The organism is Candidatus Nitrosopumilus sp., assembly GCF_029882185.1.
Lineage (GTDB): Archaea > Thermoproteota > Nitrososphaeria > Nitrososphaerales > Nitrosopumilaceae > Nitrosopumilus.
In genome coordinates this window covers 1-26,663 of sequence record NZ_JAOULD010000012.1, presented here as the reverse complement: position 1 = coordinate 26,663, position 26,663 = coordinate 1, and the positions used below count along the sequence as shown (strand labels likewise).

30 protein-coding genes are annotated in these 26,663 nt (G+C 34.1%); 11 read left to right on the top strand and 19 right to left on the bottom strand.

Annotated elements, in window-relative coordinates; all coding sequences use genetic code 11:
- Positions 1-63 precede the first annotated feature (63 nt).
- Positions 64-528 carry an MgtC/SapB family protein gene (locus OEW78_RS05120; protein ID WP_300325062.1) on the bottom strand — a complete coding sequence of 155 codons (465 nt, stop codon included), beginning with the start codon at positions 526-528 and terminating at the stop codon, positions 64-66.
- Positions 529-918: 390 nt separating this feature from the next.
- Between OEW78_RS05120 and OEW78_RS05115 the strand changes: the two genes are divergently transcribed.
- Together OEW78_RS05115 and OEW78_RS05110 are read left to right on the top strand one after the other, a co-directional pair.
- Positions 919-1,185: a hypothetical protein gene (locus OEW78_RS05115; protein ID WP_300325059.1), complete on the top strand. Its 267-nt coding sequence runs from the start codon at positions 919-921 to the stop codon at positions 1,183-1,185.
- The gene (locus OEW78_RS05110) at positions 1,182-1,703 is read left to right on the top strand and encodes a hypothetical protein (protein WP_300325056.1); all 522 of its coding nucleotides are present in this window, start codon (positions 1,182-1,184) and stop codon (positions 1,701-1,703) included. The genes OEW78_RS05115 and OEW78_RS05110 overlap by 4 nt, the downstream gene beginning before the upstream one ends.
- 155 nt (positions 1,704-1,858) lie before the next feature.
- Here the strand turns inward: OEW78_RS05110 and OEW78_RS05105 are convergent, their stop codons facing one another.
- Entirely contained in the window at positions 1,859-3,346 is a 1,488-nt protein-coding gene (locus OEW78_RS05105; protein ID WP_300325053.1) for a beta-propeller fold lactonase family protein, read from the bottom strand.
- A 114-nt stretch (positions 3,347-3,460) separates the two neighbouring features.
- Here OEW78_RS05105 and OEW78_RS10575 point away from each other — a divergent pair, with 114 nt between their 5' ends.
- Positions 3,461-3,649: a dihydrofolate reductase family protein gene (locus tag OEW78_RS10575; RefSeq protein ID WP_366523036.1), complete on the top strand. Its 189-nt coding sequence runs from the start codon at positions 3,461-3,463 to the stop codon at positions 3,647-3,649.
- 125 nt (positions 3,650-3,774) lie between these two features.
- On the opposite strand, the gene OEW78_RS05100 is transcribed toward OEW78_RS10575, so the two are convergent.
- On the bottom strand, positions 3,775-4,080 hold the full coding sequence (locus OEW78_RS05100; protein ID WP_300325050.1) for a hypothetical protein: 306 nt from the start codon (positions 4,078-4,080) through the stop codon (positions 3,775-3,777).
- A 636-nt stretch (positions 4,081-4,716) separates the two neighbouring features.
- Positions 4,717-7,455: a cation-transporting P-type ATPase gene (locus OEW78_RS05095; protein ID WP_300325047.1), complete on the bottom strand. Its 2,739-nt coding sequence runs from the start codon at positions 7,453-7,455 to the stop codon at positions 4,717-4,719.
- A gap of 101 nt (positions 7,456-7,556) precedes the next feature.
- Between OEW78_RS05095 and OEW78_RS05090 the strand changes: the two genes are divergently transcribed.
- The gene (locus OEW78_RS05090) at positions 7,557-8,870 is read left to right on the top strand and encodes an alpha/beta fold hydrolase (RefSeq protein ID WP_300325044.1); all 1,314 of its coding nucleotides are present in this window, start codon (positions 7,557-7,559) and stop codon (positions 8,868-8,870) included.
- A gap of 30 nt (positions 8,871-8,900) precedes the next feature.
- On the opposite strand, the gene OEW78_RS05085 is transcribed toward OEW78_RS05090, so the two are convergent.
- The 3 genes from OEW78_RS05085 to OEW78_RS05075 form a co-directional block, all read right to left on the bottom strand.
- Positions 8,901-9,332 (bottom strand): universal stress protein, encoded by a 432-nt coding sequence (locus OEW78_RS05085; RefSeq protein ID WP_300325041.1) that lies wholly within the window; start codon positions 9,330-9,332, stop codon positions 8,901-8,903.
- Positions 9,333-9,461: 129 nt separating this feature from the next.
- Positions 9,462-9,839: a CorA family divalent cation transporter gene (locus OEW78_RS05080; RefSeq protein WP_300325038.1), complete on the bottom strand. Its 378-nt coding sequence runs from the start codon at positions 9,837-9,839 to the stop codon at positions 9,462-9,464.
- 40 nt (positions 9,840-9,879) lie between these two features.
- Complete coding sequence (locus tag OEW78_RS05075; RefSeq protein ID WP_300325125.1) at positions 9,880-10,353, bottom strand: CorA family divalent cation transporter; 474 nt, start codon at positions 10,351-10,353, stop codon at positions 9,880-9,882.
- A 505-nt stretch (positions 10,354-10,858) separates the two neighbouring features.
- Between OEW78_RS05075 and OEW78_RS05070 the strand changes: the two genes are divergently transcribed.
- A complete protein-coding gene (locus OEW78_RS05070) occupies positions 10,859-11,029 on the top strand; it encodes a hypothetical protein (protein ID WP_300325035.1) in 171 nt (56 codons plus the stop codon).
- 13 nt (positions 11,030-11,042) lie between these two features.
- On the opposite strand, the gene OEW78_RS05065 is transcribed toward OEW78_RS05070, so the two are convergent.
- Positions 11,043-11,252, bottom strand: coding sequence for a hypothetical protein (locus OEW78_RS05065; protein WP_300325032.1), 210 nt, complete (start codon positions 11,250-11,252; stop codon positions 11,043-11,045).
- Positions 11,253-11,497: 245 nt separating this feature from the next.
- Between OEW78_RS05065 and OEW78_RS05060 the strand changes: the two genes are divergently transcribed.
- Positions 11,498-12,148, top strand: coding sequence for a hypothetical protein (locus tag OEW78_RS05060; protein WP_300325029.1), 651 nt, complete (start codon positions 11,498-11,500; stop codon positions 12,146-12,148).
- 507 nt (positions 12,149-12,655) lie between these two features.
- Here OEW78_RS05060 and OEW78_RS05055 read toward each other — a convergent pair.
- Positions 12,656-13,378, bottom strand: coding sequence for a PAC2 family protein (locus OEW78_RS05055; protein WP_300325026.1), 723 nt, complete (start codon positions 13,376-13,378; stop codon positions 12,656-12,658).
- Between the two features lie 157 nt (positions 13,379-13,535).
- On the opposite strand from OEW78_RS05055, the gene OEW78_RS05050 reads away from it, so the two are divergent.
- Positions 13,536-13,751, top strand: coding sequence for a hypothetical protein (locus OEW78_RS05050; RefSeq protein WP_300325024.1), 216 nt, complete (start codon positions 13,536-13,538; stop codon positions 13,749-13,751).
- A gap of 25 nt (positions 13,752-13,776) precedes the next feature.
- On the opposite strand, the gene OEW78_RS05045 is transcribed toward OEW78_RS05050, so the two are convergent.
- Entirely contained in the window at positions 13,777-14,601 is an 825-nt protein-coding gene (locus OEW78_RS05045; RefSeq protein ID WP_300325022.1) for a PEFG-CTERM sorting domain-containing protein, read from the bottom strand.
- Between the two features lie 310 nt (positions 14,602-14,911).
- Complete coding sequence (locus tag OEW78_RS05040) at positions 14,912-15,193, bottom strand: hypothetical protein (RefSeq protein ID WP_300325019.1); 282 nt, start codon at positions 15,191-15,193, stop codon at positions 14,912-14,914.
- 1,169 nt (positions 15,194-16,362) lie between these two features.
- Here OEW78_RS05040 and OEW78_RS05035 point away from each other — a divergent pair.
- The gene (locus OEW78_RS05035) at positions 16,363-17,235 is read left to right on the top strand and encodes a HEPN domain-containing protein (RefSeq protein WP_300325016.1); all 873 of its coding nucleotides are present in this window, start codon (positions 16,363-16,365) and stop codon (positions 17,233-17,235) included.
- On the opposite strand, the gene OEW78_RS05030 is transcribed toward OEW78_RS05035, so the two are convergent.
- From OEW78_RS05030 to OEW78_RS05015, 4 genes are read right to left on the bottom strand one after another with little or no spacing between them, the layout of a single operon-like run.
- Positions 17,232-19,016 carry a DNA polymerase gene (locus OEW78_RS05030; RefSeq protein ID WP_300325013.1) on the bottom strand — a complete coding sequence of 595 codons (1,785 nt, stop codon included), beginning with the start codon at positions 19,014-19,016 and terminating at the stop codon, positions 17,232-17,234. The genes OEW78_RS05035 and OEW78_RS05030 overlap by 4 nt on opposite strands.
- Positions 18,995-19,321 (bottom strand): hypothetical protein, encoded by a 327-nt coding sequence (locus tag OEW78_RS05025; protein ID WP_300325010.1) that lies wholly within the window; start codon positions 19,319-19,321, stop codon positions 18,995-18,997. The genes OEW78_RS05030 and OEW78_RS05025 overlap by 22 nt, the downstream gene beginning before the upstream one ends.
- 30 nt (positions 19,322-19,351) lie before the next feature.
- Positions 19,352-19,687 (bottom strand): hypothetical protein, encoded by a 336-nt coding sequence (locus tag OEW78_RS05020; RefSeq protein ID WP_300325007.1) that lies wholly within the window; start codon positions 19,685-19,687, stop codon positions 19,352-19,354.
- Positions 19,680-19,919 (bottom strand): hypothetical protein, encoded by a 240-nt coding sequence (locus OEW78_RS05015; protein WP_300325004.1) that lies wholly within the window; start codon positions 19,917-19,919, stop codon positions 19,680-19,682. Before OEW78_RS05015 ends, OEW78_RS05020 begins: the two co-directional genes overlap by 8 nt.
- A 64-nt stretch (positions 19,920-19,983) precedes the next feature.
- Here OEW78_RS05015 and OEW78_RS05010 point away from each other — a divergent pair, with 64 nt between their 5' ends.
- Positions 19,984-20,826: a hypothetical protein gene (locus OEW78_RS05010; protein ID WP_300325002.1), complete on the top strand. Its 843-nt coding sequence runs from the start codon at positions 19,984-19,986 to the stop codon at positions 20,824-20,826.
- Positions 20,827-20,969: 143 nt separating this feature from the next.
- Positions 20,970-21,635, top strand: a complete 666-nt coding sequence (locus OEW78_RS05005; protein ID WP_300324999.1) for a hypothetical protein — start codon at positions 20,970-20,972, stop codon at positions 21,633-21,635.
- A gap of 79 nt (positions 21,636-21,714) precedes the next feature.
- Here the strand turns inward: OEW78_RS05005 and OEW78_RS05000 are convergent, their stop codons facing one another.
- A complete protein-coding gene (locus OEW78_RS05000) occupies positions 21,715-22,410 on the bottom strand; it encodes a hypothetical protein (RefSeq protein WP_300324996.1) in 696 nt (231 codons plus the stop codon).
- Positions 22,411-22,588: 178 nt separating this feature from the next.
- Between OEW78_RS05000 and OEW78_RS04995 the strand changes: the two genes are divergently transcribed.
- On the top strand, positions 22,589-23,077 hold the full coding sequence (locus tag OEW78_RS04995; protein WP_300324993.1) for a hypothetical protein: 489 nt from the start codon (positions 22,589-22,591) through the stop codon (positions 23,075-23,077).
- Positions 23,078-23,980: 903 nt separating this feature from the next.
- On the opposite strand, the gene OEW78_RS04990 is transcribed toward OEW78_RS04995, so the two are convergent.
- The 3 genes from OEW78_RS04990 to cas1 all read right to left on the bottom strand — a co-directional run bounded on the left by OEW78_RS04990 (position 23,981) and on the right by cas1 (position 26,389).
- A complete protein-coding gene (locus OEW78_RS04990) occupies positions 23,981-24,502 on the bottom strand; it encodes a hypothetical protein (protein ID WP_300324990.1) in 522 nt (173 codons plus the stop codon).
- Positions 24,503-24,774: 272 nt separating this feature from the next.
- Entirely contained in the window at positions 24,775-24,984 is a 210-nt protein-coding gene (locus OEW78_RS04985; protein ID WP_300324987.1) for a hypothetical protein, read from the bottom strand.
- 343 nt (positions 24,985-25,327) lie between these two features.
- On the bottom strand, positions 25,328-26,389 hold the full coding sequence (cas1, locus tag OEW78_RS04980; RefSeq protein WP_300324984.1) for a CRISPR-associated endonuclease Cas1: 1,062 nt from the start codon (positions 26,387-26,389) through the stop codon (positions 25,328-25,330).
- Positions 26,390-26,663 lie beyond the last annotated feature (274 nt).

Below are 26,663 nucleotides of genomic sequence, written 5' to 3'. Positions count from 1 at the left end.
CATTATGGCATAATCCAATGGAGATATTCTAAAATCATATTTAATGTGATTCTATGTTTGGCACTAGTCATCTTTATTTTTTTGTTTTATGTCAGATGAATATTTTTTTGTGATGCTGGGTATTCTTGGACCGAGAATACTAAGAATAATTCCCAATACTGCAAGAAAATAATATTCATAGCCTAATGCCATGCCTATGGCCGCAGCACACCAAATGCTTGCAGCAGTTGTAAGGTTGAAAATTCTCTTCCCTTCCCCCCGGATGATCATCCCTCCACCTAGAAAGCCAATTCCTGCAACAACATATGATGCAATTCTTGACGTGGAATATGGATCCACATTAGCCGAAAGATATGTGAACATCATGGAACCCGCAATAACTAGTATGTAGGTGCTGATTCCTGCAGACTTTCCTCTGCTCTCCCTTTCAACGCCAATTAAAAATCCCCCAACAATGGAAATCACAAAACCAATTGCAATTGCAAGTTCATCCCCTTTGAAAAATATATCTAAAAATTCCTCTACCATTATAGTCTGTGTTAAATTTGAGATATAACAATGTGTAGTTTGTTTAAGATGGGTTTTGGAAAAATATCTCAGTTATGATGATGAAAAATCAAGAGGAATTGTAGGATTACAAGAAAGCATGTTGCCATTGGCTAGTCCTCTGTGTGATACATTGGAAAGGAAGAAAATGATTTTTCTATGTCTTTTTTAAAATTGTCAAAAATCCTGTTAAATTCAGAAAGACCTGATCTTGCCGGCGCCGATGCTACTTTTTTTACAGGTTTTTTGTTGCCATGATGAAAAAAGAATTTTCAGATACTTAATTGAGGCATCTGATTTTCTGAATTGATTTCCACCCATGAAAATTCTATTATTTCTTTAAATCCACAAAATAACGAAACAAAATAGCATATGAAATCAATCTCAATTGTGTTTGTATTGTTAGTTATGATATCGGTAGTCTACGTAATTCCAGATGTATATGCTGAGGAAGACGATGACAGAGAAGGTTTTGGGGAAATGAAAAGAGAAAGAGAACATCAGGATGAAGGGATTCCAATAGGTACTGACATTGGAAATGTCATTCTGTATGGCACCATTGCAGCAATTGGAATCTCAGTAGCTTACACTGCCTTTAAGATTACATCATCAAAAAGAAAATCCGATCCAAAGTCATGACAATCAAAAAAACCAATCTGAAATTTGTTGTATTTTTGTCAGTACTGATATTGTTGGGGATTCCTCTAACTTTAGCATATGCAGATGATGATGACGATGCAGAAGACGTTGTAGAAAATCTGGGATGGGTTGCAGTGGGAGCTGGAATAGTGGCAAATGTGCCTTTTATTGCAATGAACAAAATCCGAAGATATGCACTTAAGACAGGCAGTTCAACAATGCAGGTCACAAAACAGATCAGGACTGTCTACAAACCAGTATTGAATTTTCACATAATGCTTAATTCAATTGGATATTTTGCAGGAATGACTCACGGTCTAATGCTATCCAGGCATCTGGATTCAGTTTCTCTGTCCTTGGCTATAGTGATGAGCGTCATGATGGTAAGCGGATTGCTGCTAAAGTATACATCATCTAGAAACTCCAAAATATTTGGCAAGCTGCTTCATGGCCAGTTTGGTCTTGTAATGCTGCTTGCTTCATTAGTAATATTACATATTGTTGTTGGAGATGATTGAATATTTTTACTAACCAAAACTATAGATCTTGTATTTCTTTGGATTGAAAATCTCGGTCTAGTGTGCATTTATCTTCAGGACAATAATTATAAAACTGTATTTTTTGAATCCATTAATCTAAGGCAATACAAAAGACAATGAAAAATTTTTCAAAATTATGGATTTCCAGGAATTGCAACCCAAAATGGAGTATTGCCGGGATTTAGCCTGTCTGTTATCTCCAGAATTTCAGTATCAATCACAACAATTTCGTTTGTCTGAGTTACTCCTACATACAGTTTGATTCCACTAGAGTCTGTTCTTAACCCATGTGGCCCTTTACCCACAGTAATTTGCTTTATGACCTCAAATGATGTAGTATCAATTACACTTATCTTGTCATCTCCAATTCCTGAAACAAAAATTCTATTTCCAGTAGGTGGAATGTCAATACCGTGATGTCCTTGGCTAACATGAATGCGTTTGATTATCTCCTTGTCACCTAGATCAATTACTGCAACATCATTGCTTCCAATGTTTGTTACAAATAGAGTGTTGCCATCAGGTGTTATGTCGAGATTGTGAGGCAGATTTCCAACCTGAATGAAACCTGTCTTTTCTAACGAATTAACATCAATTATTGCTATTTTATCTTCTCCTTGAATTGTTACAAAAGCCTCCAGTCCGTTTGGATGAAACACTATGTTGTGGGGGAGGTTACCAACTTGAATCTCCTTTATGACATCCAATGTATCGAGATTGATCACGCTAATCATTCCAGAATTCTCGTTTGCAACAAATGCTATCTTTCCGGTAGGGTGAATTTTTACTCCTTTTGGAGTCTTTCCTACTGCAATTTCCTTGATGGGTTCACCTGATTCCATATCAAATGCATAAATTGTATCACTTTGGCTGCTTGCTGCCAGTAATAATGAACCATCCATAGATGAATCAAGATATGTCATGTTTGGACCTGACTTCCATTTCTTTTCAGAAAAGATTTCTGAGACTTTATCATCTCCCTGCAATATGACATATGTCTTGTCTTTTGCATCAGGTGCCGTCACAATCATAGGATATGGATCATATGTAGATGCCCATCCGAAATCCATCAGTCTCTGCATATGCTCAGATTTTATGCAGACAGGTTTCAAATCCCAAGACTTGAAGACTAGTGAATAATCAAGATTACACTTGATGTCATAGGGCTTGACTCCTTCTTCTATCTGTACTCTAGGACTTGGTATCTTGTGTTCGGACTCCAGTATGGTTATGCTTCTTTCCACCCATGGGTGGAGTGTGCAATAGTATGTGTATTGGCCAGGGTCTGAAAATGTAAATGACCATGACTCTTGTGGGTTGATAATTCCACTATCAAAGAATCCGTCAGGTTTTCCTTCGGATTCTTTTAGCTGTTTGACCAAGGATGTGCCCTTACCGCTGGTAATTGTATGGGGTATGGAATCCTCGTTGGTCCAAGTTATGACGTCTCCAGCATTTACAGAATGACTTCTTGGTACATAGAAGTCAATGACACTTCTCATACCGGAAATGTGATCATCTTGAGGAATTGGAATTGTAAAATGTGAAGCATGTGCCTCACTGGTCATTAAAATAGAGAATAGGGCAACCAGAGATAAAACCAAAAATAAATTCATCATCATATGTAGCCCACATCAATACTAAATTTAAGACTAGAGGTACCAGCAGAAATTATATTTTTGATTTTTCAATTATGTCTATTAATTTGATCTCAATGTTTACACCTAAATTTTCTAATTTTTGTACAATATTATGGATTCATCATTGGTGCATATTATGATCTTTCATTAATTCTTGCATCTTTTCTTAATCAAGGTACTGTAGATGAGATAATCATATCTGTTATTCCGATACTTTTGGGCAAAGAAATACCTCTCTTCAAAAATATAGAAAATGAGACAAAACTTGAATTTGTTAAGATGTAAAGTATGATCAATTAGTTGATTTGTATTACAAAGTTTTGAAATAATATCCACTCACACTCAAATTTATCGTAAAATGGTAGATCAATCCCTCAAATAGACAAGTTCAAATTCTCATGGATCCTATGCTAATTTTTTGCATTTTCATAAGATTTCAAAATCCATTTCATAGCACTTGTTGTTGTAGTTTCTTTAGAATTAATCTCAATCCACCCCATTTTTGCGCCATGAGAAAACGGCTTGATTGCTTTTGATTTAATCGCAATTTCTTGTTGATCTTTAGGCAGTCTAACAATAACCTGTAAACTGTTCTTATTGCTAAACCCTACAAAGAATTTTTTTTCTATAGAAAAACATTGATAACCAAACATCGGTTTTGTAGTCACGTTTTTCATAGATTCTACTTTCTTTTTGATAGGTTCGTAACTATTCAACAATAGTGTATTCAAATTTTATTATTAAAAGATAATTTCTTAATTACACTGAAGCATCATATGGAACTAGATTTTACGCATATCTGCATGTCTTTTTGGGATGAAAAGATGAGAGTCCATTAGAATTGAACCAATATTTTAGATCTAAAAATTCAATAAGAAATCTAAATTAGAATTAGTACAAAATCTTCCACTCTAACGATATTCCCCATCACGTTGTACTGGTTGATAAAACAATTTCAAAAACGAAAAGAAATGCAAAGTGAAAATGTTGCAAATTCCTATAACATGACGTATGAATAATTTCTACCCATTGCTTTTATACAAAACTTGCAAAACCATATGATAATAGACAGGTTGGAGGCCTCTTTCCGGACGTAGTAACATTACAGCCATCTATTATTTTTCATAATAGTATTTCATACTAATTTTGTTAAAATGATAAAGAATTGTATTAGTTTTAAGTGTGTAATCAATTATGACAATAAATTTTACATCATCCACAATATGCTATTTTATTGAGATTTATGCGTTCCAAGTGTACAAAAGATACAAAGATCATAATACACATTTGATATTGTTTTGGCACAACCGCATTTACATGGACATTTTTGTTGTTGCAACATCATTATCTAATTACAAGTTATTATTTTGTGTTTTAATCTCAAGTTTGTTACTAATGAATTTTTTTGTTTCAATTATTAGAAAAGTGACTATGGACACTCCCACTATCTTCAACCAGGATTCAATTCCAATTGGTTTACTCTGGAAAATGTCATTCATGATAGGAGTATATGTAAAAGCAATCTGCAACAAAATCATAACTATGACTCCGAGAAAAATCAACTTGTTTGAAAAAAATCCCATTCTAAAAACAGATTTAGTCAGAGACCTACAGTTGAACATATAAAATATCTCGATCATTACAATTGTATTTACTGCAATCGTCCTTGACTCTTCAATGGTGTTGCCTTCCTCTATTGACCATTCAAACAAGCCATAAACAGAAATCAGAATGCATGTGCTGACAATGATTATCTGTATTGCCAGATCCTTTGTGAGAATTGGGGAGTTGGGTCGTCTTGGAGGGCGTTTCATCACATCAGACTCTTTTGGCTCAAAAATGAGCATCGTTCCCAACGTAAGAACCGTAGTCATGTTGATCCATAAAATCTGGACTGGTAGAATGGGCATAAGCAGACCCAGAAAGATGGATGTCAATATGACCAAACCCTCTCCAAAACTGGTAGGAAGTGTCCACGTGATGAATTTAATCAAAGTGTCTAGAATTCGTCTCCCTTCTTCCACTGCTGCCTTGATTGACGCAAAGTTGTCATCAGTTAAAATCACATCCGATGCCTCTTTTGCAACCTCCGTACCTGTAATCCCCATTGCAATTCCTACATCAGCTTGTTTTAGAGCAGGCGCATCATTAACACCGTCTCCAGTCATGGCAACAATGTTACCTTTGGATTGAAGTGTCTTTACTATGGAAAATTTTCGTTCAGGCAAAATCCTTGCAAACACATCTGTTTTATCAATAATTTCAACCAGTTCATTCCCAGAGTATTGCTCTAATTCCTTTCCCGTGATTGCTGTTACATTGCGCCGATTTCCTTGAGATGAATGATTTAGACCAATCTGCTCACCTATGCTAATTGCTGTTTTTAGATTATCACCAGTTATCATTTTGACACGTATTCCTGCATTTTGACATTCCCTTATAGCTTCAATGACTTCGGGTCTAGGAGGATCTAGCATGGCTTGAAAGCCTAGAAAAATTAGTCCATCATCTACATCAGAAATTTCAAGTTTATGATTTTCATCTACTATTTTCTTTTTGGCAAAAGCCAACACTCGCAGGCCTTTTGATGCCATACTGTCTGCAATTTTATTTAATTTTGAAATATCAATCTCTGTAACATTTTCATATTCTGCATGTTCATTAATTTGATACGAGGACATTGCAAGAATTTTTTCAACAGAGCCTTTTACATAAACCATCTTATCCCCTGCATTATCATGTAGTGTGGCCATAAACTGAAGATGGGACTCAAATGGAATAGCATCAATTCTATAAAATGACTCTGCCAGAGTTTGTTTGAGGTTTGCTTTGTGAGCTGCCGTGATTAATGCAACTTCAGTAGGATCCCCTTTTGCCTCCCAATTATTTTCTTTTTGAATTAAATCCGAATCATTGCATAACAGTCCTGCAATGAGACACTCTTTGAGTGTTTGATGTTCGTCAAGATTGATGCTATTCTGTTCATATTTAATTTCGCCCGTGGGTTGAAATCCAGTTCCAGATACCTCAAAAAATTTTCCACCTGCATAGATTTCGTTTACAGTCATCTGGTTCTCAGTTATAGTTCCTGTCTTGTCTGAGCATATTATTGTGATACTGCCAAGTGTTTCCACTGCAGGAAGTTTTCTTATTATGGCATTTCTTTTGGCCATGTATCCTACACCGATAGCAAGAGTTATGGTTATGGCAGCTGGTAATCCTTCAGGAATCACTGCAACTGAAAGGGCAACTACTTCCATGAATAATTCGGCCATGGTTCTTTGTGTGAACAAAACTCCGAAAATGAATGTCAGAAGAGATAATCCAAGAATTACAAAAAGAAGTTTTTTGCTAAAATGAGATATTCTTTTAGTTAAAGGGGTCTCAAGTTCCTCTGCCTTGAACATGGTTTGTGATATTTTGCCGGTTTCAGTACCATCACCTGTTATGACAACTATTCCCACACCGTAACCGTTTGTAACCAAAGTTCCGCCATAGGCCATGTTTTTACGCTCTGCAAGGTCCGTGTTTGATGGAAAAATTTCGGTCTGCTTTTTGACAGAGATTGATTCGCCAGTTAGGACTGATTCATCAACTTTCAAATCTTTGGTATGGTATAGACGCATATCAGCTGGAATTTTATCTCCTGAACGAAGTTGTACTACATCACCTGGAACAATTTCTTTTGAGAATAACCTGATTTTTTCACCGTTTCTAACAACAACATTTTCGCTTTTTACAATCTGTGCAAGAGCTTGAATTGCTTTGCCTGCTTTATGTTCCTGAATAAAACCGATAACTGCATTGGCTATAACTACGCCAAAGATTACACCAGTGTCAATCCATTCCTGTAACATTACAGTTATGGAACCAGCTATTATGAGAATCAAGACTAGTGGCTGCTTGAATTGCAAAAGAAATGAAATAGCTGGACTTTGTTCTTTTTTTACAGATAATGCGTTTTCTCCAAACTTTTGCAAACGATTAGTTGCCTCACTCAAGTCCAAACCTTGTTTAGGATCAGTCTGGAGCATCTCTGCAATTTTTTGGACAGACAAAGAATGCCAGGATGTCTTTGATATTTCTTGCAATTTGATACTCTGATGATTTTGATGTAATTAGATTATTAAAAGAAAGTCAGACATGATATTGAAGAATAACAATATATGTCAATTTTCAATGTTATAGTGGATTGAAAGATTCAAAGAACACTGATAATCCGTTATCTGTTTACACTAATTTTGTAATAAAATCATTTGATTTTCAATCAAGGTATGGTCTGATTCTTTTTAATTCATGGTTACAAGCAATTGAGTCTGCTAATAATTTACAAGAGTCTACAGGTAAAAAGATTCAAGATGAAATTAGATCTACTTTTGATGCTGAACTACGTAGTAATTTAGAACAAAGAGAATTTTCAAAATCACTATCATCTTTTGTAGGTTCATTTACAGAATTTGCATCAGTTGGTCATCATGATTCATTATACAAATATCTTGAAACCATGATTGGTCATTATGATAACCTGATAGAGCCTATCCGAGATACAATTAATCGAACGCCTTCTGAAATAATTCCAATGAAGGGAAAATTTGAGGTTCATCACTACAAAACAGATTCACCTCAAAAATTCAAAACACCTATTCTTGTTGTAGGTTCTTTGATCAACAGACACTATATTTTGGATCTACTTCCAGAAACCAGCATAATTAGACGTTTTCAACATCTTGGATTTGATGTCTATGCTACTGACTGGAGGATGCCAACTATTGAAGATGAAAACATGCCGCTTGCAAGTTATGCCCATGACTATCTTGAAAATGCAGTTGACAAAGTAGAGGAAGTCACAGGCTCTAGAAATGTTACTTTGTTTGGATATTGCTGGGGCGGAATTTTGTCTTTGATTTATTCTGCAATGCATCCTAAAGATGTGAAGAACTTGATCTTGCATGCGACTCCAGCAGATCTTGGAAAACATCCAACCGTATTAGAATCATGGATTAAAGATCTGGATGTAAAAAAATTTGTAAATACCTTTGGAAATGTGCCATCATCTTTTCTTAACATTGCATTCATACTTCGCAATCCATTGGAGGCATCTTTAAAGTATCAATTTTACTTTAGCCAACCCAGAACAATAAAGGAAACTACACAGTTTTTTGCAGTAGAATCTTGGCTTTATGACAGTGTTCCAATAATTGGGAAAACATTTGAGCAGATCATAGATGACATTTATAAAAAAAACCTACTCATCCAAAATAAGATGATGTTGGGTGATACTCTTATTGATCTAAAGAATATCACAATGCCTGTATTGAACATAGTTGGAACAAATGATGATCTTGTTTCAGCCGACTCTAGTAGGACAATTACAGACATAGTTGCAAGCACTGACAAACAAACTATAGAATTTCCAACAGGCCACGTTGGATTATGTATCAGCAGAACGGCACACAAAAAACTATGGCCAGAGGTTGGCAAGTGGCTCAAAGAGCATTCAACTTGAAAAATGGTTTATTAAAAAAATCCTAATAATCTATTTTACAACCAATACGGGCACCTTTGAATTATTCACTACTCCATGTGCAACGCTACCAACATAGTTTGCATTGGGAGATCCCAACCCTCTTGAACCTATAATTATGACATCGAATTTGTTCTTGCTGGCAAATCCTACTATGGTATCGACTGCATTTTTTGAGGAGGCAATCTTTTCATGAAATTCTATTCCGTGACGAGCTGCGCTAGTCTTGGCTGACGCCATGAACTTTTTTCCTTGTTTGCTTAGTTGCGCGCGGTATGATTTTATGTCTATTTCATAGGATGGGGGAAATTCCGGTAATACATGAATTCCTGTAATTGTTCCTTGAGATTGTCTTGCAAGTGATATCGCCTGATTCAATCCACGTATGGAGTTTGCAGAGCCATCTATCCCAACAAGTATTTTCTTGAATCTGTTTTGAAGCATAAAGAAACATGTTATTTGCTGAATAATAGTATAAACATAAATCTCAATACTGGAATTAACTAAAATTAAAAGACAAATAGTCATTTATTTTACTAATGCATGAGTTACAAATCTCCAGTGCCTTAATTATTATTTTGAGCATTTACATAATGCCGCCATTCCAACTAATACTGCAGGATAATCAACAGAAGAGTTTAGCTCCGGCATGTGCTGAAAGTTCATCCCATAGACACCTGCAACAAACGTTATCGGAATGAATAGAGAGGCAATGATTGCAAGCATCTTCATCACTTCGTTCATTCTGTTGCTAATTGTGGATAGATAGAGATCATGCAGTCCTGTCAGATTTTCCCGGTTCAAATCAAGCGTTTCCAAAAGATGAATGACATGCTCATATACATCATGAATGTTTCTTGATGTTCTTGCTTCAATGAGGCCTGAATCGCTATGCAGCAACATGCTAAGAAACTCTCTTTGCGGACGAAGAATTTTGGAGAATATTGTCATTTCTTGCCTTAGTTGATAAATCTCGTACTGTGTTTTTTTGTCAGATGATGAAACGCGAGACTATTTTTTCCTCAATGTGCTCCAGTGTGGGAAAATAGTGATCAACTACAGCATCTAAAATGGTGCAAAACAAATAATCATTTTTCTCCTTTCTTAACAGCGAGTTTTTGTCATTAATTCTATTTTGAATTGACTCGAAGAGATCATTTTCTTTTTCTTGGAATGTTATTACAAAGTTTTTACCAAGAATGATTGAAATGTTATCATATCTTGCTTTGCCTGATTCTTTGTCAAAATAGTACGTTCTAGTGTTTACATACAGATAATTTTGAAACTCTTCAATTTTGGGATGCTGGTTTGTATTCATTACTTCTTCCAATGTCAAATTACTGATATCAAAAGAATCACAAATCTGTTGGATTATTTTAGGATCGTGAATGCCCGTTACCTGAAGCCAAAAAACAGATGACTCATCAAGGGATTTTGAGCACTCTGAAACTGATTCAACTGAAATTTGCCTGGAATTGTCCTGAGTATACTGAATCTACTGTATCTTTGTACCCTCAGAATACTTGTCGCCGATGTGAACTAGGGTGCCTTAGGGGAGTCCTATCTTTTTTGAGGAATGTTTTCGAAATTTTAGCATTGTAATGAAGAATATTGCATCAATGAAAACAAATACTGTGAACAAATTTTACGCTATGACTAAAAACGAAAACTGATTCCGTCACATCATATCAAAAGATAATTATACATTCCAGAAACAAAATACATCATAAAGAAATATGTGTTTTTTTATTTTATAATATTGAAGGTTTTTCTTTCCGTGTGGGTTTCCCAACCAGGTTAATGCCTACAAACCTTTTGACGGCAAGACTGCATATTATCTCATAGATTTAAACATGGCGTATGATCTTGCTTTTGTGCATAACTCATATCGATACAAGTTACATTCAATTTCTAAAACCAAATCTGGATTTTTGCGACATCTAAAATAGATATAGTGCACTTGTTACCTTATGGCAATATTAGATGAATTGCGAGTTTGCAAGTCTTGCGGCAATGTGTTTTCTAAGAAAGCAGGAGTTACAATAATTACAGAATGCCCGCAGTGTAAGGGTACCAGTTTTGAGCAAATTGTGATCAACCCTTCAGAGAATGAAGAACAATATTTGGATGAATTGGATTGATCACAAGTATTGCCTAATGAGTCAACGGCTCAAGCGTTTTTGATTTTTTCAATGGGGTGTTGTTTTGGAAATAACTTGCAGTGTATACAATATTGTCCCCTTCAGGCATCGGATTTGCACACTGGCCACATTGAGGAAGAATTACTTCTGCATCATAATCAATCTCGCCAATAGACTTTCCACAGTTTCTACATGAAATTGTCCTTGTGTCATAAATATTCATTTTTTCACCTTCTGTCATGTTATGGTATCAGAGAGAATTAAGGATACGTGAAAATGATTTAATTCCGAATGAAATCAACTTGTCTGTATCTAATAAGCAAGATTATACATCATCCTATTGGAGGTCAAAAATCCAAAACACAAAAATGAAAGCAGATGAGAAAATAGATTCTTAACTGAATCCCTTGATTAACCACATTTGGTTATCATCTGTTTTCTACAGGTTCCTTTGGGGGTGAACAAAAAATGACGATATATGAAATTATCAAAGATATTGATGGGGCAATCCCTCACAATACTGAGCAATTAAAGTCAAAGATGATACTGCCTGCATATAGGTTTGTGACATCTGCAAACTTTGCCTTGGGTCTGGTTGTGATTGCAGTGTTACTTGCAATGATTCTGTTGCAGTATGCATTTGCATATTCCCAGGATGAGATTGACAGGAACGGAATAAGAGACATCAGGGTAACTGATCTAAAACAAAACACATCTAGTGTCACGTTTGACTATTGCCATAACAAGTACAGCAAAGAGTCAGTAGGTGCACTTGTAACTTCAGACATTGATGCAATACCAGTTCCAATTGACTCGAATAGTGTGAAATATAGAGACTGTGCCACATATGGTGCAAAGGTTATGGCAGAATCAGATAGCGTAAATGTGACACTGTTCTCTCAAGACGGCATTGATTCCCTTGTCGCTTCGTTTAATGTCAAAGTGAATGACATGAAGAACAACCTGACACAGGTCAACCAGAAGATCAGCCAATACAAGAAGCTAAACTATGATGATGACAAGATACAAAACTTGACTCAAAAGGCCCAACTTCTTGAATCACAGATAAAATCTGCACAATCAGGAATTAAAATCCTAATTGCAATGAAAAGCAGTTAGTTTTTCAACTGCTCTTATTTTTTATTATTTTAAAAATAATTCCATCTACTTTGATTCAATGACGGGGATGAATTTGTGACAGTTTGTACATTCGTACATGTCCTTGAGTCCTGCCATCTTGACTTTTGCGTTATGTGAACATGTATCCTAAGTGACCATACCGTGTGCCAAAATTGTTCTAAGGCTCCCAATAACAATCACAATTGCATCCTTTTTGACAATGTAACCTCTTGCAGTCTGAACATATTTTTTGATTCCATGATTGCATCGTATTCATGATGTCAATAGTCATTTCATCCTAATTAACCTGCAATGGAGTAATCTCTTTTTAAGCGAAATTGATGTGATACCAGTAACGTAGTGGTGGGAGTTTGCATATCTGCAAGGAAGGACTGAATTAACTACTAATCTACGAAAAAAGACCACGTGAAATTCTGTATGTTGAATTTAAAAAAAGAAGAAAATTAGGAACCCAAAGTCATTATCAGTTAATTTCTGATTTGTTATTCATCCTATTCCTGCAGGCTGTATTGATGCAGGTGTTCCAGATGCATCCTCATAGTATTTTCTAGTTTCTTCTATCATCTTTTGGTTGTCTTTGCTAATTTTTTCTAGTCTCTCCTCAAATTTCTCAGTTTCCACTTTGACCTTAATAATATCTGAAAGTGTTTTAATTGATTTTATTATGGCGTCATCATCTGGCAACATCATTCTACAAGTAGTGTATAAAACAATACATGATGTCTCAGAATTTTTCAATGCAGAGATTACACTTGCATCTGCACCAAGAACTGTTGCACCTGGAATGATTGGCAAACTATATTCATCCAAAAGGCGTTTTGAATTTTGATTAGCCACTAGACCATAGGAGATGGGATTTTCTTTAAAATCTTTACCTACTTCTAATCCCCGCGGAATAATTATTTTCTCAATATTATTGCTTTTTGCAAATTCGATTGATTTGTTAATTAATTCGTATGTGGAGAGTGGGCTCAAAGGAATATTTGCTAAAATTGCATAAATGTTGTCTTTGTTGTAGATACGGATGGGGCCATAAATATTCCCATTCTCAATCATATATGATGGGGATATTTTTCCAATCTCTAGTTCTCCTATATCCTTCATTTGTAATTGAGTAATTAGGTATGATATTGCAAAAGCACCAACCAACCCCACACTTGGAAATGCAACAATTAACAATTTTTCGTTTTGTGTGTCTTTCAAACTCATTGATCACAATATACCAATACAAAATAAAGTATATTGATTTGATTTTCAGGAATGATAGTCACTCCCAATTCGTATTTTGACGAGTCTGAGATTTTTTCAATAACCGTAATTAGAATTTAGATTCTTATGTTAAATATCATATTTTTGTAATGACCTAGTGGCCACTGCAAAACAAACTCAGGCATCCAAAAAGAATGTGAAAAAAACACAAGAAAAATGGCAGAGCATGACTTCTCGCCAACGAGCATTAAGACAGTCTGAAGGGAGATTGAGAAAAAAATCTGGAATGGGACCTAATGGGGAATATTATAGAATTGTTGTTCGCCCCAAATCTGAATTTGTTATTTTAGCACCCACGTGGAAGTGGGTTTAGAATAAAAAAGAAAAAAACAACTTGTCTAGATTCTTGGTATGATGCCAAGTCTTGATCTTGCAGAAACTGCAATTATCGATATGGTTGCAACTGCCAATATCATTGTGGCAATTGTTCCAAATTCCGGAACTATTGTGGTCCCAGTTATGGTGACTGATTTTGCATCAGAAGGAACTTCACCAATTACCAGCACGGTAATTTCATCCTCAAATTCCTGGGTAAATTCTTCTGTCATGGCTCCATCGATGGATACCGAAGATATTCCGCTGATCAAAGCAGATGGAAGAAACAGAGTCAACGTATTGTCATCGTTTATTGTGTTTCCTCTTAATTCAAGAGAAACTGATTTTGTACTTTCATCAATGCTTGCACGGTTAACCAATCGATTGAACTTGTATTCCAAATCAAATACATTTGCGCCATCTCCAAAGTCAGAACCGACATTAAACAGGTAACTATTACCGGTAACTACGCTTACAAGACCTGTTCTCCACGGATGAATGGTGCAGTAATATGGAAACTCCCCCACTTGTGTGAACTTTTGTACAAAGAATTTTCCCGGATTCATCTTGCCACTGTCAAAAATCCCATCGGGTCCGTTTAGAGGAGTTCCAGATGTGACAGTATGGGTAGCCATGTCCCCGTTCTTCCAAAAGACCGTATCATTTACTATGATCTCAATGAATCCAGAAGTGTCTCCATCCTTCTCACTTGACCAATGAAACGGGGAATCCTTGTCAGCAGAACCAGAAGGGATGTTAATATCATAAGTTGATTCGGCAAATGCAATTGATTGTAATGGAATTATCATCATTAATGCTGCAGACATAATCCAAATTAATTTTCTCAAGTGTAATATTTTGAGAATTTTTAGATTTAAAGACAGGATATGATTCTCAATAACGAGAGAACTAGATTCCTCCCGTCATATGGATTTCAAATGCAGTGTGTCACCTTAAGATGAAAATACTGGTGTTTGAGTTGGAAAAGGACCCACGTGTAAATTAAAAATGTGCTTGTTGACTTTTGATTTTAAATAACATCAAATAAAATTTTCAGATTCAATAACCACACGGATTCGACTGCCATTTAGTGATGACTGAATAAACTTTACAGTAATTTTGTTGTGTCTCAGAACAAGTTTTTTGTAAATATATTGTTTAATTTGAAATAGTAATCTCTTTTTTACTGTCGTCATCAGGATCATATCCTCTCTTTTTATGAATAGAATCAATTATTCCTTTTGTAAACTTGTCAAATTTTTCATCTTTCATAGCGTCTATTACCTCATCGACAGTTTTATTCATATCAATTTTTTTGCATAGACGGTCAGCCTCAGAACAATAGGATTCAATGTATCTTTGTATGTAGTCATATTCTGGTCCTTCAATTCCTATTTCTTGTCTCCTTTGACTTAGTCTTTCTCTCCAAGTGGCACTCATTTGATCAGCTTTGATTACACTTCATCGCATTTAAAGATAAAAATTAATTCAAAACAAATTGAATCATACTATGTACTTGTGAAAACAATCCTAGTTGCTTTTCGCCAGTTTATGATGACGGTAACGATACAAAAATCCCATTTTACCAAAGGAATGAAGGATTCAAAAATAATTATGAAGATTATTCTGAAGAATTGATTCCTTCCTTTGAAGAATTAATGCATGTTAAATTAAATTCAAATAAAATTTGTTTATAATCTAAGTAATTACCTAGACATCGTTTCAATATAGCACAAACCTAGGCACAAAAAGGAGGGATTCTATTTTTAGAGATTGTCAGTAAAAATAGACTGCCCCCCGTTTGTGCCTGCAAACTGACAGGTTTAGAAAGTAGTTCTTGATTCATTCAAAATTCTTCATTGAAGATGCAATGGAAACTTTGTTAATAGAAATGGTTTTGCAAGAGGAGTTTTGAAATTAAAAACAACGAGATAACATGGAAAACACTATAGTTCTAGGACGTTAACCTAACATGAGATGTTTTCCAGACCGATCACTCTACGACGCAGAGTGATAGATTTCTCGTTATTATTGATACGTTAAAATGATATTTAACATTGATCATGATTTTCATGTAATTGCGTTAATTCAATTTATGTTATCCAATATGACATCTATTCATAAAATTCTCAAATCTACAAAAGCTACAAATTAGCTAGAGTAGACTTGTCAGAAATACTAATTCTACACTAAAAGATAATGATGCTGCAGGGAAATCTACAAACAATATTTTCAGTCTATGAATAGAAATTGAAAAAAAGGTTACACTGTGATGATAGTTTTTGTAAAATCTAGCATTGTCTAATAGAACTAATAATGATTAGATATACTATTTCTGATCAATAACTAGCCATAACATCTAGGAATAGAATGTTACATGATATTATCTTCTATTCATATCAAAATCAAGATCTATAGATTCTACAAAACTCTACGAATAGTGAAATTCTAAACATATTTTATAGATATTACTGTTTTCTATAGAATATAAAATTAATTTTTCAATATGTTATTTTGTAATCATGATGGATATTATAAAATTCTAAGTTAATTGTAAATTATAATACTAAATTCACATTCTTTTTTAATAAAGTTAAATAAAAACATCTATGAATTATTTAGATTTATTTCAGTATGGAAAAACAGACATTCAACGAGCAGAGAATGCCTTTAAAAATGGAGATTATCCAATAACTGGATTTTTTTTACAACAGGCATTAGAAAAACACTTGAAAGCATATTTGTTAAAAAATGAAATAGTTCACAATATAAAAAATCTAGGCCATCTTCAGATGCCAAAAATTATAGATGAAATGATAATATCTGCAAAAAAAATTAATTTAGATCCCCCTACCGATTATGTAAAATTAAGTTGGGGGGCTTTAGAAAACCTTCATGAATTATTGGAGTTTATTGAATCCAACGAAGTAGCTAAAATAGCAATTTGGAAAGAATCACTTGCGTTGTCGTTAAATAAACATGAATCAAATTTATTCCAAGGAAAATTCACAAAATTCTTAAAAAATGTGGATGAATTTTATGAACAAAGTAATGTCGTTTCATCCGATTATCAATCAGCAATTGATAAAATTGGTATTGACAAAATTGATACGTCAAAATTAACTGAAAGAGAAAAAGCAGGTTTAGAATTTTTACAACATCTGCCAAATCTATTTTCAATGGAAAATCCTGAAAAAACTATGGAAATAATGAACAAAGTAATGAATAATTTTGGATGGGGTTCTGGCGGAAAAACATTATCGCGGGATTTAACACAAAATATGACAAAATATCTTAAATTGTGTAAATGTATGGATTGGATAGATATTATAGCACTTACTTATCCACATCAAGAAATTTCTAGATATCCTTTTCAAATTGATGAAAAAATTTCAGATGAAATTTATCTCGAACAAAAAGATAATTTGAAAAAGATGCTAGATAATGTAAAAAATACTTGTAAACAAATTGAACAAAATTAAACCTGCTCCTTCCTGAAATGATTCAATGAAATTGCCACAGAATCATTTGATTCCTTTTGATTGATACTTGCAATTTTGCCTAGCCACAATCTTTTCCTGTCTGCATTGAGATTGATTTCCTTTGTAATTTGTTTGATTTTGCCTATATCTTGCAATTTATTTTGAATGATGCTTGAACGCAATCTAGAATTTCTCAAAACCTGCAACTTTGCAATTAGCTTGCCGTCTTTTTCTATCGTATCAAGATGTTCAATTTCCCTTGATCCTAGTTTTCCAATTCCTCTCTGCTTCCATTTACCGTTGAACCGATAGAATCCGTTTTGCAGAAAGAACGTATCACTTGATTCTCCTTCAAATGAGAAATCGCCTAGTTTTGTAGAATTTACATCCAGTTTACGTGTGGAACAGATAGAATCAGTTGCAAATGCTACAATGTCTCGCTCTAGGTCATTTTTACGCATAAACCTGTACAGTTGAGCGCGAGTAAAGCCCGTAATGTATGAAAAAATAACAGGATTAAACAAATTTCCCATCACTCTGTTTACTTTTTGACCCGTCTTGCCATAGATGGAGTTTAGAATAATCTTGATTGGTTGCTGTAAGGGATTGTTTTGATTCTTTAGTTCTATTCTTTTCTGGTACAGTTTTTCGATAAAAACACGATATGGATGAATATCAGAATTTGCAAAAAACTGGTATCCTTCAAGAATCCTGTAAAGAGAATCATCTTTGCAGGCTTGAAGTTCTGCTAAAGTACAATATGTGATGAACTTGCCTGTTGGAAATACAATGTTGTTGTTTGTTCTGAATGGAAATGGTGGAATGTGTTTTGTATCTGGTATGTCACATAATATTTTAAAGAATCCAAGTTTTGCATCTTTGTGCATTGTTTTTTTCTTTAACCACTTTCCATCATTTAGATCAGGCAGGTTTGCAATCGCATGTGGATATGCAGAGTTGATGTCATACAGATATGATTCACCAACATGTCCACGTTTTATCATTTCAAATCTACCTCCAAAGTAACTACGAAATGATAAATCTTGAATTAGATACGGTATCGTATCAAACTTTGGAAAATTGACTCCGTGATTAATCAAAACTTTTTCTGCCAAGTATCCTGATGATGGCCACTTTGCAGGATAAAATGAGAATGCACAGTGAAACAGTTTTACCCATTTTTCTGCCAGTTGTTTTGTTAGGATACAATCAGTAGTACAGTAGTTTCTTATTTTTTTCTTATTGTGATTGTAATATCGTAGTGTGAACTGACTTCTATTCTTTTTTATGTCAAGATATGATTCAGATAGTTTACCAATGTTATTCTGATATGCATCAGCCAAACCAGAATGATAAAATTGTGCAATGTCATAAAAAATTGTACTGTGGTGACCTGCTGTGATCTTGAGGCATTTGCTTGGATAATACACAATTCTATACTTGACAAAATTAAACTCAAGCTTGCCAGTTGTCCTATATTTGAAAAGTTCCTTGCCAAGCAGTTTTAGGATAACTTCTGCATCATATGACAGATTGTAGAAAAAATTCCACGAGCCCTGATATTTTTGTGAAAATAGCCAATTTATGACTAATTCAGGTGTGATATCATCTAGAAATAGCCCATCAGAGTCGCAAATCAGAAAGATATTGCCATTGTACGTTTCAGTGTCCAATGCATGTATTTTCCGAAGATCTGAACATGCATTGTTTCTGTTTTGTCTGATTTTTGTATAGATCTTTGAGAGATCTTTGAAATCAGTTACGGGGACGGATTCTGCCATATTACATCAGGAATTGAAACTTCTTTTCCCTGCTTACGTTTTGATAACTGACTTCGAATCTGGTTGTATTCCAAATTAGGAAAACTGTTTCTGATTTGTCTGATGTAGTTGTGGTATCGTCGTAGTTTTCCTGAACGAGACAAATTAGATTTTTGAGATTTTTTCTTTTTGTCTTGTTTCTTTTGAAGATTTGAGAGTTGTTTTTTAATTCTCTCTTTAAGGATTCTTACTTCCTTGTTGTTTGGAAATATCTTTAGCGCATCCAATCTTTGTTTCAGTTTTTTTATTCGTTCAGATTTGTCCATCATATCATCACCATATAAAAAAATAAAGAATTAGAAGACCATCTTGAATCTTCTAATTGGTCTTCCGTTCTTTGATACATCAAGACATGTCTCTATCTTGAAATGCTTGTCTTTGTGCAAGAGGTCTTTTCTTTCATACTTGTTCCACTCGTTGAGCAATGAAGAGTTCGGAGACTCGTGTGATTTCAACGGAAGAATCTTTTCAATCCATTCTCCGTTGTCTTTGTGCAGTACTCTGACATTTGTAGAGTATTGCGTCTCAAATGTTTGAGGGTCTAGCACTTGCAATTCAAGTGAATCTACTCTGTCTTTGCAGTGAGACTTGCAATCTCCCCATTTTATGAAAGGTGCAAGCACGTTACTCATCTTTGTCACCTCTGCCAATTGGAGAAATTTTGATGAATCTCTCATTGTTGCTTTGAACCAGTGTCACATTGACCTTGCTTTTTTGCTCAATCCCACAGTTAGCCAGTGCTTGTCGAGGGATTGCTATTATCCTACTAAAGTTCTGCTGGCTGATGGTTCGCTCTCCAAAATCAGTCTCAATAAACTCGGAGTCTGAATTTTGTTTCTTTTTATGACTTGCAATCTTTTGCATGAAAAATTTTGGTTATGATTTAGCTAATGGTGTTTTAATACATCAAGTGACCCACCTTTAGTTTATGCCTAAAACAGGCCCTAAAAGGGGTAAAATTGAGAATTATCTGACCCACCCTTGGGGGGACTACATTCTAGCACAGCGAATCTTGAGATTTCTTTTTGATCATGAATTGTCATCCACAAACTCAATACGTTCTGGATTGACAGGAACTGGTCAGCAGGCAACAAGGGTCAATGTGACATTAAAGCATCTTAGTAGATTGGGGCATTTGACGGAATATCAGATCCTATCGTGCACCAAGCATTCATGTGAGTCTTGTAAAAAATCACATACCTATTTTGAAACAAGAGAAAATATTTCCAATTCGCTAAAAATACTTGAGAATAATAAAAATAAAAGGGATGCTGCAAAGAAAAAGAAGAATTTCAAATCAACAGAGTGGTTTAGGTATAAAAAAGAACATGTTCTAGGACGGTTTGTTTCACTTGTTTGCACTAGTTGTCGCAAACAAGTTGATTCCAAAAAAGATGAACAGTATAGAATTCAAAAGAATTATCGATATTGGTCATTGTCAAAAAAAGGAGTATTTGCAACAATCGGAATCATGGAACCTTCACAACTATCTGTTCTCAGTGACAGACACAAGAAGAATAAAGTATTACAATTGTCAATGATTTTGTTACAATGCGATAGAGAAGAGGTTGTAAAACAATTAATCAACAGAATAAGAAATTCTTTGAAAATAAAATCAAATATTTTAGACGATGTAAATGATTGGTATGTCCATGCAAGAAGCACCTTTTTGGATTTAGATGATGGTTATTTTTCCTCATCTGAATTATCAAATTATAAAAATCAGCTAGAAAATGAAAGAATCATTGACTCTGTTAACAATGTGAAATGATTATTGATTTTTTACACGCATGAATTAAAGAAATTAATATTCAATGACACTCACGGTTTTACAGAATTAATATCATTAATCATTATCCACGCATTAAAAACGTCATAATCTGTCTTTAAATTCTCAACGTCATTAATTATTCCATGTCTGAAAAATTATCAAAATCAGAAATACTAAGAAGATGGATTAATGATAATTTAGACAACGATTTTGATTATACAACAAAACAAAACAGGACCATTAATTTTCATGATTTTCTAAATTCTGGTCATAACGCAGGTGGTTTTAATGAGAAAAACCACAAGCCACTGTTTCACTTTATCTTGAAAAAAGAACTATCAAAGCGAGGCCACAGTCTCCGATCATTTGGACTTTCAGGCACAAAAGAAACTATCCAAAGTGACATGATAGTGACACTTGAGCCTATGCCTCAGAGCATACCTTTGAATGAATTTGAAAATAATGATGCTGCAGATACTTTCATTGATGTAAATTCTCATGATAATATCCCGAAATTTGAGATTCCAATAGAATCAGTCAGTTCCATGTGCAAATTGATCTTCGATCTGACTAAAATCCACTACCCGTTAATTGAAGGATTATCCAAAGAAGAGTCAAACACTATGGCCAAGATGTGGAAACCAATTATTGATAATCACGTTAAGAACGGGAAATTGATGATCATTTTAGCTATTTTCAGCACATTTTCGTTATTCTCTAGAAAAATATCTGACTCAAAAAGAAAATCAAAGTTAGAAAAACAATCTGCGCAGATAGAGTTTAGGAAAATTAACAATAATTTTTCGTAATCCTAATGGAGATTATGCAAGAATTTAACTTGATAAATCTGGATTAGAAATTTTTGTTCAATTCGTTTATGAGATAGGATTAGTTACTTTTGACATCTGCTAATGCTGACTCATAATATTCAATCAAAAAATCACAATATTGTAGTTGAACTGAAAAATCCATACTATCAACTCTATCTCTAATCAATTGTAAATTATTTTTATTTTTTATACAAAACTCAAAATGTTCCCATGCCCAATGTGGATGATTAATTGTATTTTCCATGATAATTCGATCTAGATCAGATTGAATATCTTTAAACAATTCTCTCATCTTATTTTCAGCGTATTTAGTAGTCAAAATTAGCGGTGGAATACGTGCAGCCGTTACAAAAGAATCATTTCTCTTATATGATGTCATTTCAAATTGTGTAAGAATTTCTTCTCTTTTAGGGTCATCTAAAATCCTCTTTAGTGATTTGTAGCTTGTTTGTAGATTTTTTAGTTCATCTATAATTTTTGGCAGAGCAAGTTTTAACCTACTTTTTCTATTTTGTTGTTGTTGAATTGATATTTCCTTAATTTTTTGAATCATTTCATGCTGTTCTTTTGCCAGATCACTGATTTTTTGATTTTGGCTTTGCTGTAAAATAAAAATAGCAAAAGCTAACCCAATACTGATTGCTCCAAGAATAATTGATAATTCAGCATATGGGTCAGGAGTATAATTAAACATAAAACCTATTGCAAACCCTATTGCAACTAAAATTGGAATTGGTGCAACGAGAGGATTCATTTTATTATTTCCATAGAAGGACTATTTTTCATTTTACTATGTTTCTATCCAACATGATTGCGTAATCTTAGATAGGATTATGCAAATTGGGTATAATTCAAAATATTGACATCATTATTTTCTAAAATTGAGAATCATGATTGTTAGATAAGTAATCCACACACAATAAAAAAATGCTTTGAAGCCAAAAAGTATTGCAATAATAGGCATTGTTGCAGCTATTGCAATATTTTTTATTGTTATGGAAATATCTGTTGTTGGATTATGTTTTTTTGGGGGTTGTGATGATGAAATTGAAATTACTGCTGTAGATTATCCAAAATTAGTATCACCATATCAATGGTTTCTTGTGGATTTTACAATAAACAATTTTGGGAATGATGTTGCAACAAATTGCATTTTACATTTTGTTCCAGAGGATAGGATAGTCACTGAAATTCTTTCATCCCCTTTCACCTTATTTCCAGGAGAAAAATCTAACATAGTTTTAGAATTCCATGGGTTTGCTAAGGCTGGAAAAATTTTTAAAATTGAAAACGAAATGATCATGACGGCATGGATATCTTGTGATGATGTTGAATCACACAGAATACAGTTTAAGACTTTTGTTTTTGATGCATCAGCAGAAGAAGCTATAGAGGATTTTTTAACTTCTGAAAATCCATGAGATTTTTCATAATCCTATACAAGATTACGCAATAACCCTCTCCTTTAATTCCAAAATTATTTATCTTAGATCCCATGTCCTACCGCTGTCTAATCTGCCATACAATCCTAGATACTCCTCACAAGCTGGAGGTTCACTTACAAATAGAACACAAGTGGAGAAGCAAGAAAGAATCAAAAGAACTTAACCTCTGGACATGATGTGCAAGATTTAATCTCTTTCAATGAGTTACATTGGAATTAAATATAAAATAAGATCATTTTGATAGTAATCTCTAGCGGTCATTTTATGAAACAACCTGTATCTTACTGATGGAGTGCTTTAGTATGTCCTTGTGAATGTTCGATATTGATTCGTCTCTGAATGTTAAATCACATACATAACACTTGAAACAATCACATGGCATACAAGTATTATGAATTTTTAGTATTAAAGCGACACGTAGAAATCATCAGTGATTTGTTTAGAAAACTTAATTTTATGAAAGATTAGTTTGCATTAGATTCCTATTCATATCAAATGTAAAAAGATGATTAAATATGGCTCGTCCTCGTTTACTGCAACTACTCTTCATGTTGAGAATACTAGGATCTAAGTAAAAAATACTTACTATCCTTTACCTCATTTCCTTTTTATCAAAAATACATTAAACAAAATCAAGTTAAGCGTCTGTCATACCGTCTAACCTACTAGTTATTCCAATCTGGCCTGACTGCACCTTGGGAGTCATCTTTTTGCAGTCAGGTTTTTTCATAACATTACTGTAATTCCATAATTAGTTTCCTCTCTTCCCCTGCTGTAATCTTCAAGTAAGAATGTCCAGTTCAAAAAACAAGATGAGTCTGGCAATAGAACTGAGAGGTTACAATACTTCCTAATCTTGTATAGGATTATGTAAAAAATCTAAAGAGACGAATTATCTCCTGAAAATTTTTTAGAATAAATTTCTGTTAAGGGTTGTAGGTAACAAGAATCTATGTGATGAATTATTGGTTGGATTTGTTCAATACTAATTTGATCTCTTTCTGCCATATCTTCAAAATGTTCCTTTAATCCCTCAAACAAATTTTTTTCATCGAAGGTCATAAGATCACCATAATTACTAATTAATCTTGGAATTTCGACTTTTCCTTTTTTGAATGTCTCGATGTAATTTTTATCGGAAGGAACATCATAAACATCCTCATCAAGTTGATTTAGAAATTTTTTGATACCTTCAAATTCAGTAAATAACTGTTTATGTCTGTCTTTTTTTAGTTCAGTTTCATGTTTTGTAAATTCTTCAATCCTGTCAAGAATCTTCTTTGCCTTTTCTTGTTGTTCTTTTCCTCGTTTGTAAAATTTCAAGGAGATGGCAATTGCAAAGATTGCAACAGCAATCTCAACTACCAATGTGATCCAATTAGGAATATCCCATTCAGACATATTTGTACAAATTTGAGAAATATTTGATTATCTATAAAACTTCATAATCCTATCTAAGATTATCTTATAACATAAGAATACATATCAGAAGTATTGTCTGAAAAAAGGATAATTTGTTTTATTTGTGAAAAAGAAATTATTCAATATTATAATGAGGGATACAAAGGAATGAGAGGACGTTGTATAATTTGTAAAACCGATTTTCCACTAGAATAATCTTGTTGTCTTCATAAGCCTATCTAAGATTATGAATCAAAATTTCGACATCATTTTTAATCGATTCTAGATCTTTTCAAAGTTTTTTTATATTGATTACCTTTTGGTTTATTTCTAAGCATATATCCACAGCATGGACACCAAAGTCCCTCCCATTCTATGAATATTGTGCAGACTGTGCATCGCTTGGCACCTTTTTTGTACCAAGACTCATTTTTCTTTCCTTTTGTTATTTTGTATCGTTCACAAATTCCTTTACATGTCATGATTTCTCATTTTTTAGATTCATTTTATTTCGAAGGTGACGATTTTTTGGACCTTGTTTTAAGAGATAACCACAGCACGGACACCACAGGCCCTCCCATTCTATGAATATACTGCAACCAGAACAAAACTTTTGACCTTCTTCATACCTGGATTTGTAATTTTTTGGTTTCATCGCCTTGTATTTAATACAAATATTGTGGCAAAAATGCATGATGTACAATTTCCAAATAATGTCACATATTATCTTAAGTTAAGGATTAGATTCTCTTTTGTTAGAATCAATGAAAATATTGGTTTCATATTTTTTGTAATTTCATAATCTCCATTAGGATTACGCATTATCTAAATTACAAAATTTTTATTCTTTCCAAGACAATGCTCTGCTAAATTCTGAACTGCAATCTTTGCAATAGTAATCTCCTGAACTGATTTCAACCCATCTTTGGTCTTTAATCCAAATTTGTAATCATATTTTCTCTCTTTCTGAAAAGTTCTCTCCAACAATTCCAAAAATGACTTTATCAAATCATACTCCAACACAACTGTTCCTTTTCTAGTATACGAATACTGTTTCTTTGAGATCCTATGCCTTGATTTTGCATTGGAGATGTTCCAAACTGCACATTCAACCAGCCACCTAAAGGGCTCCATCATGTCATAGACCAAGGATTGGAAACTTGTATGATTCTTGTGATAGAATCCAAAATAAGGGTCAAGACCAACACCGTGAATGAATTTGGATATTTCCCCAGACAATACAGAATAGCCATAGTTCAACAGGGCATTAATCACGTCTGTCGCACCATACTTTTTCACAGTCATTGGTAAATTCCTAGCAGAAAACTTGAATCTCTCATCAATTAGTTTTGAAAATGCCCCAAAGTAGAGTCTGCTTGTGACTGCCTCTGCATGCAAAACATTGTTTCCCAGATCATTGAGATGTTTTTCTAGTTTTTCTATGCTTGATTCAACTTGTGGGTTTTCAATGCTCTTTAGAAACTGAATCTGCGAACCAATCTTGGCTTTGACTACCTGTCTTGACAGGTAATCCCTCTTTGATGCAATGCGAAACGTGTCATACTGGGCCATGCGATACTTTGTTGCAGTAAGCGAGCTTTTTGTTCCACTCATCACACATTGGATGTCCCCTTTGGAATTGACTAGGATTACATTACGATTATTTTCTGACAGCATGCCCAATGCTTCAGTTGAGACGTATCCCTTGCCAGAAAGTACGATCTTTTCATATGGCATTCTGTTTGGAAACCATTCTTCAATGAATGGTGGAGAAAAGGGATCATGGCAATCCTTTAGAATGATTTTGGAATCCTTTACAGAAATGGAATGGCCGTATCCTTTGAGGAATTTTACGTTGTAATGATTTCTTTTTTCTTTTAGAGTCATAACGAAAATCATAGTCCAAAGCATGATCATAAGGAATTTCCAAAAAATACTATTCTGATAACTTTTCAAGACCTGTCAGTTTTTACGCCTGAGAGAGGGGTGTTCTATTTTTAGAGATTGTCAGTAATCTGTTTTGTAAATTCAGTAGTGCTACTAGTACCACCAATATCTTTGGTTTTTACGCCGGATTTTACCAAATCAAATATTATGGATTCTAATTTGGCTCCAACCCCAATACATTTAGAATCATTGTGTTTGTTTCCTAACCAATCAA

Bases quoted from the DNA above. Each gene is read 5' to 3' on its own strand.
- OEW78_RS05120 (WP_300325062.1), bottom strand. From the start codon at position 528: ATGGTAGAGGAATTTTTAGATATATTTTTCAAAGGGGATGAACTTGCA.
- OEW78_RS05115 (WP_300325059.1), top strand. From the start codon at position 919: ATGAAATCAATCTCAATTGTGTTTGTATTGTTAGTTATGATATCGGTA.
- OEW78_RS05110 (WP_300325056.1), top strand. From the start codon at position 1,182: ATGACAATCAAAAAAACCAATCTGAAATTTGTTGTATTTTTGTCAGTA.
- OEW78_RS05105 (WP_300325053.1), bottom strand. From the start codon at position 3,346: ATGATGATGAATTTATTTTTGGTTTTATCTCTGGTTGCCCTATTCTCT.
- OEW78_RS05085 (WP_300325041.1), bottom strand. From the start codon at position 9,332: ATGCTTCAAAACAGATTCAAGAAAATACTTGTTGGGATAGATGGCTCT.
- OEW78_RS05080 (WP_300325038.1), bottom strand. From the start codon at position 9,839: ATGACAATATTCTCCAAAATTCTTCGTCCGCAAAGAGAGTTTCTTAGC.
- OEW78_RS05070 (WP_300325035.1), top strand. From the start codon at position 10,859: ATGGCAATATTAGATGAATTGCGAGTTTGCAAGTCTTGCGGCAATGTG.
- OEW78_RS05065 (WP_300325032.1), bottom strand. From the start codon at position 11,252: ATGAATATTTATGACACAAGGACAATTTCATGTAGAAACTGTGGAAAG.
- OEW78_RS05060 (WP_300325029.1), top strand. From the start codon at position 11,498: ATGACGATATATGAAATTATCAAAGATATTGATGGGGCAATCCCTCAC.
- OEW78_RS05055 (WP_300325026.1), bottom strand. From the start codon at position 13,378: ATGAGTTTGAAAGACACACAAAACGAAAAATTGTTAATTGTTGCATTT.
- OEW78_RS05040 (WP_300325019.1), bottom strand. From the start codon at position 15,193: ATGAGTGCCACTTGGAGAGAAAGACTAAGTCAAAGGAGACAAGAAATA.
- OEW78_RS05035 (WP_300325016.1), top strand. From the start codon at position 16,363: ATGAATTATTTAGATTTATTTCAGTATGGAAAAACAGACATTCAACGA.
- OEW78_RS05030 (WP_300325013.1), bottom strand. From the start codon at position 19,016: ATGGCAGAATCCGTCCCCGTAACTGATTTCAAAGATCTCTCAAAGATC.
- OEW78_RS05025 (WP_300325010.1), bottom strand. From the start codon at position 19,321: ATGGACAAATCTGAACGAATAAAAAAACTGAAACAAAGATTGGATGCG.
- OEW78_RS05020 (WP_300325007.1), bottom strand. From the start codon at position 19,687: ATGAGTAACGTGCTTGCACCTTTCATAAAATGGGGAGATTGCAAGTCT.
- OEW78_RS05015 (WP_300325004.1), bottom strand. From the start codon at position 19,919: ATGCAAAAGATTGCAAGTCATAAAAAGAAACAAAATTCAGACTCCGAG.
- OEW78_RS05010 (WP_300325002.1), top strand. From the start codon at position 19,984: ATGCCTAAAACAGGCCCTAAAAGGGGTAAAATTGAGAATTATCTGACC.
- OEW78_RS05005 (WP_300324999.1), top strand. From the start codon at position 20,970: ATGTCTGAAAAATTATCAAAATCAGAAATACTAAGAAGATGGATTAAT.
- OEW78_RS05000 (WP_300324996.1), bottom strand. From the start codon at position 22,410: ATGAATCCTCTCGTTGCACCAATTCCAATTTTAGTTGCAATAGGGTTT.
- OEW78_RS04990 (WP_300324990.1), bottom strand. From the start codon at position 24,502: ATGTCTGAATGGGATATTCCTAATTGGATCACATTGGTAGTTGAGATT.
- OEW78_RS04985 (WP_300324987.1), bottom strand. From the start codon at position 24,984: ATGACATGTAAAGGAATTTGTGAACGATACAAAATAACAAAAGGAAAG.
- cas1 (WP_300324984.1), bottom strand. From the start codon at position 26,389: ATGACTCTAAAAGAAAAAAGAAATCATTACAACGTAAAATTCCTCAAA.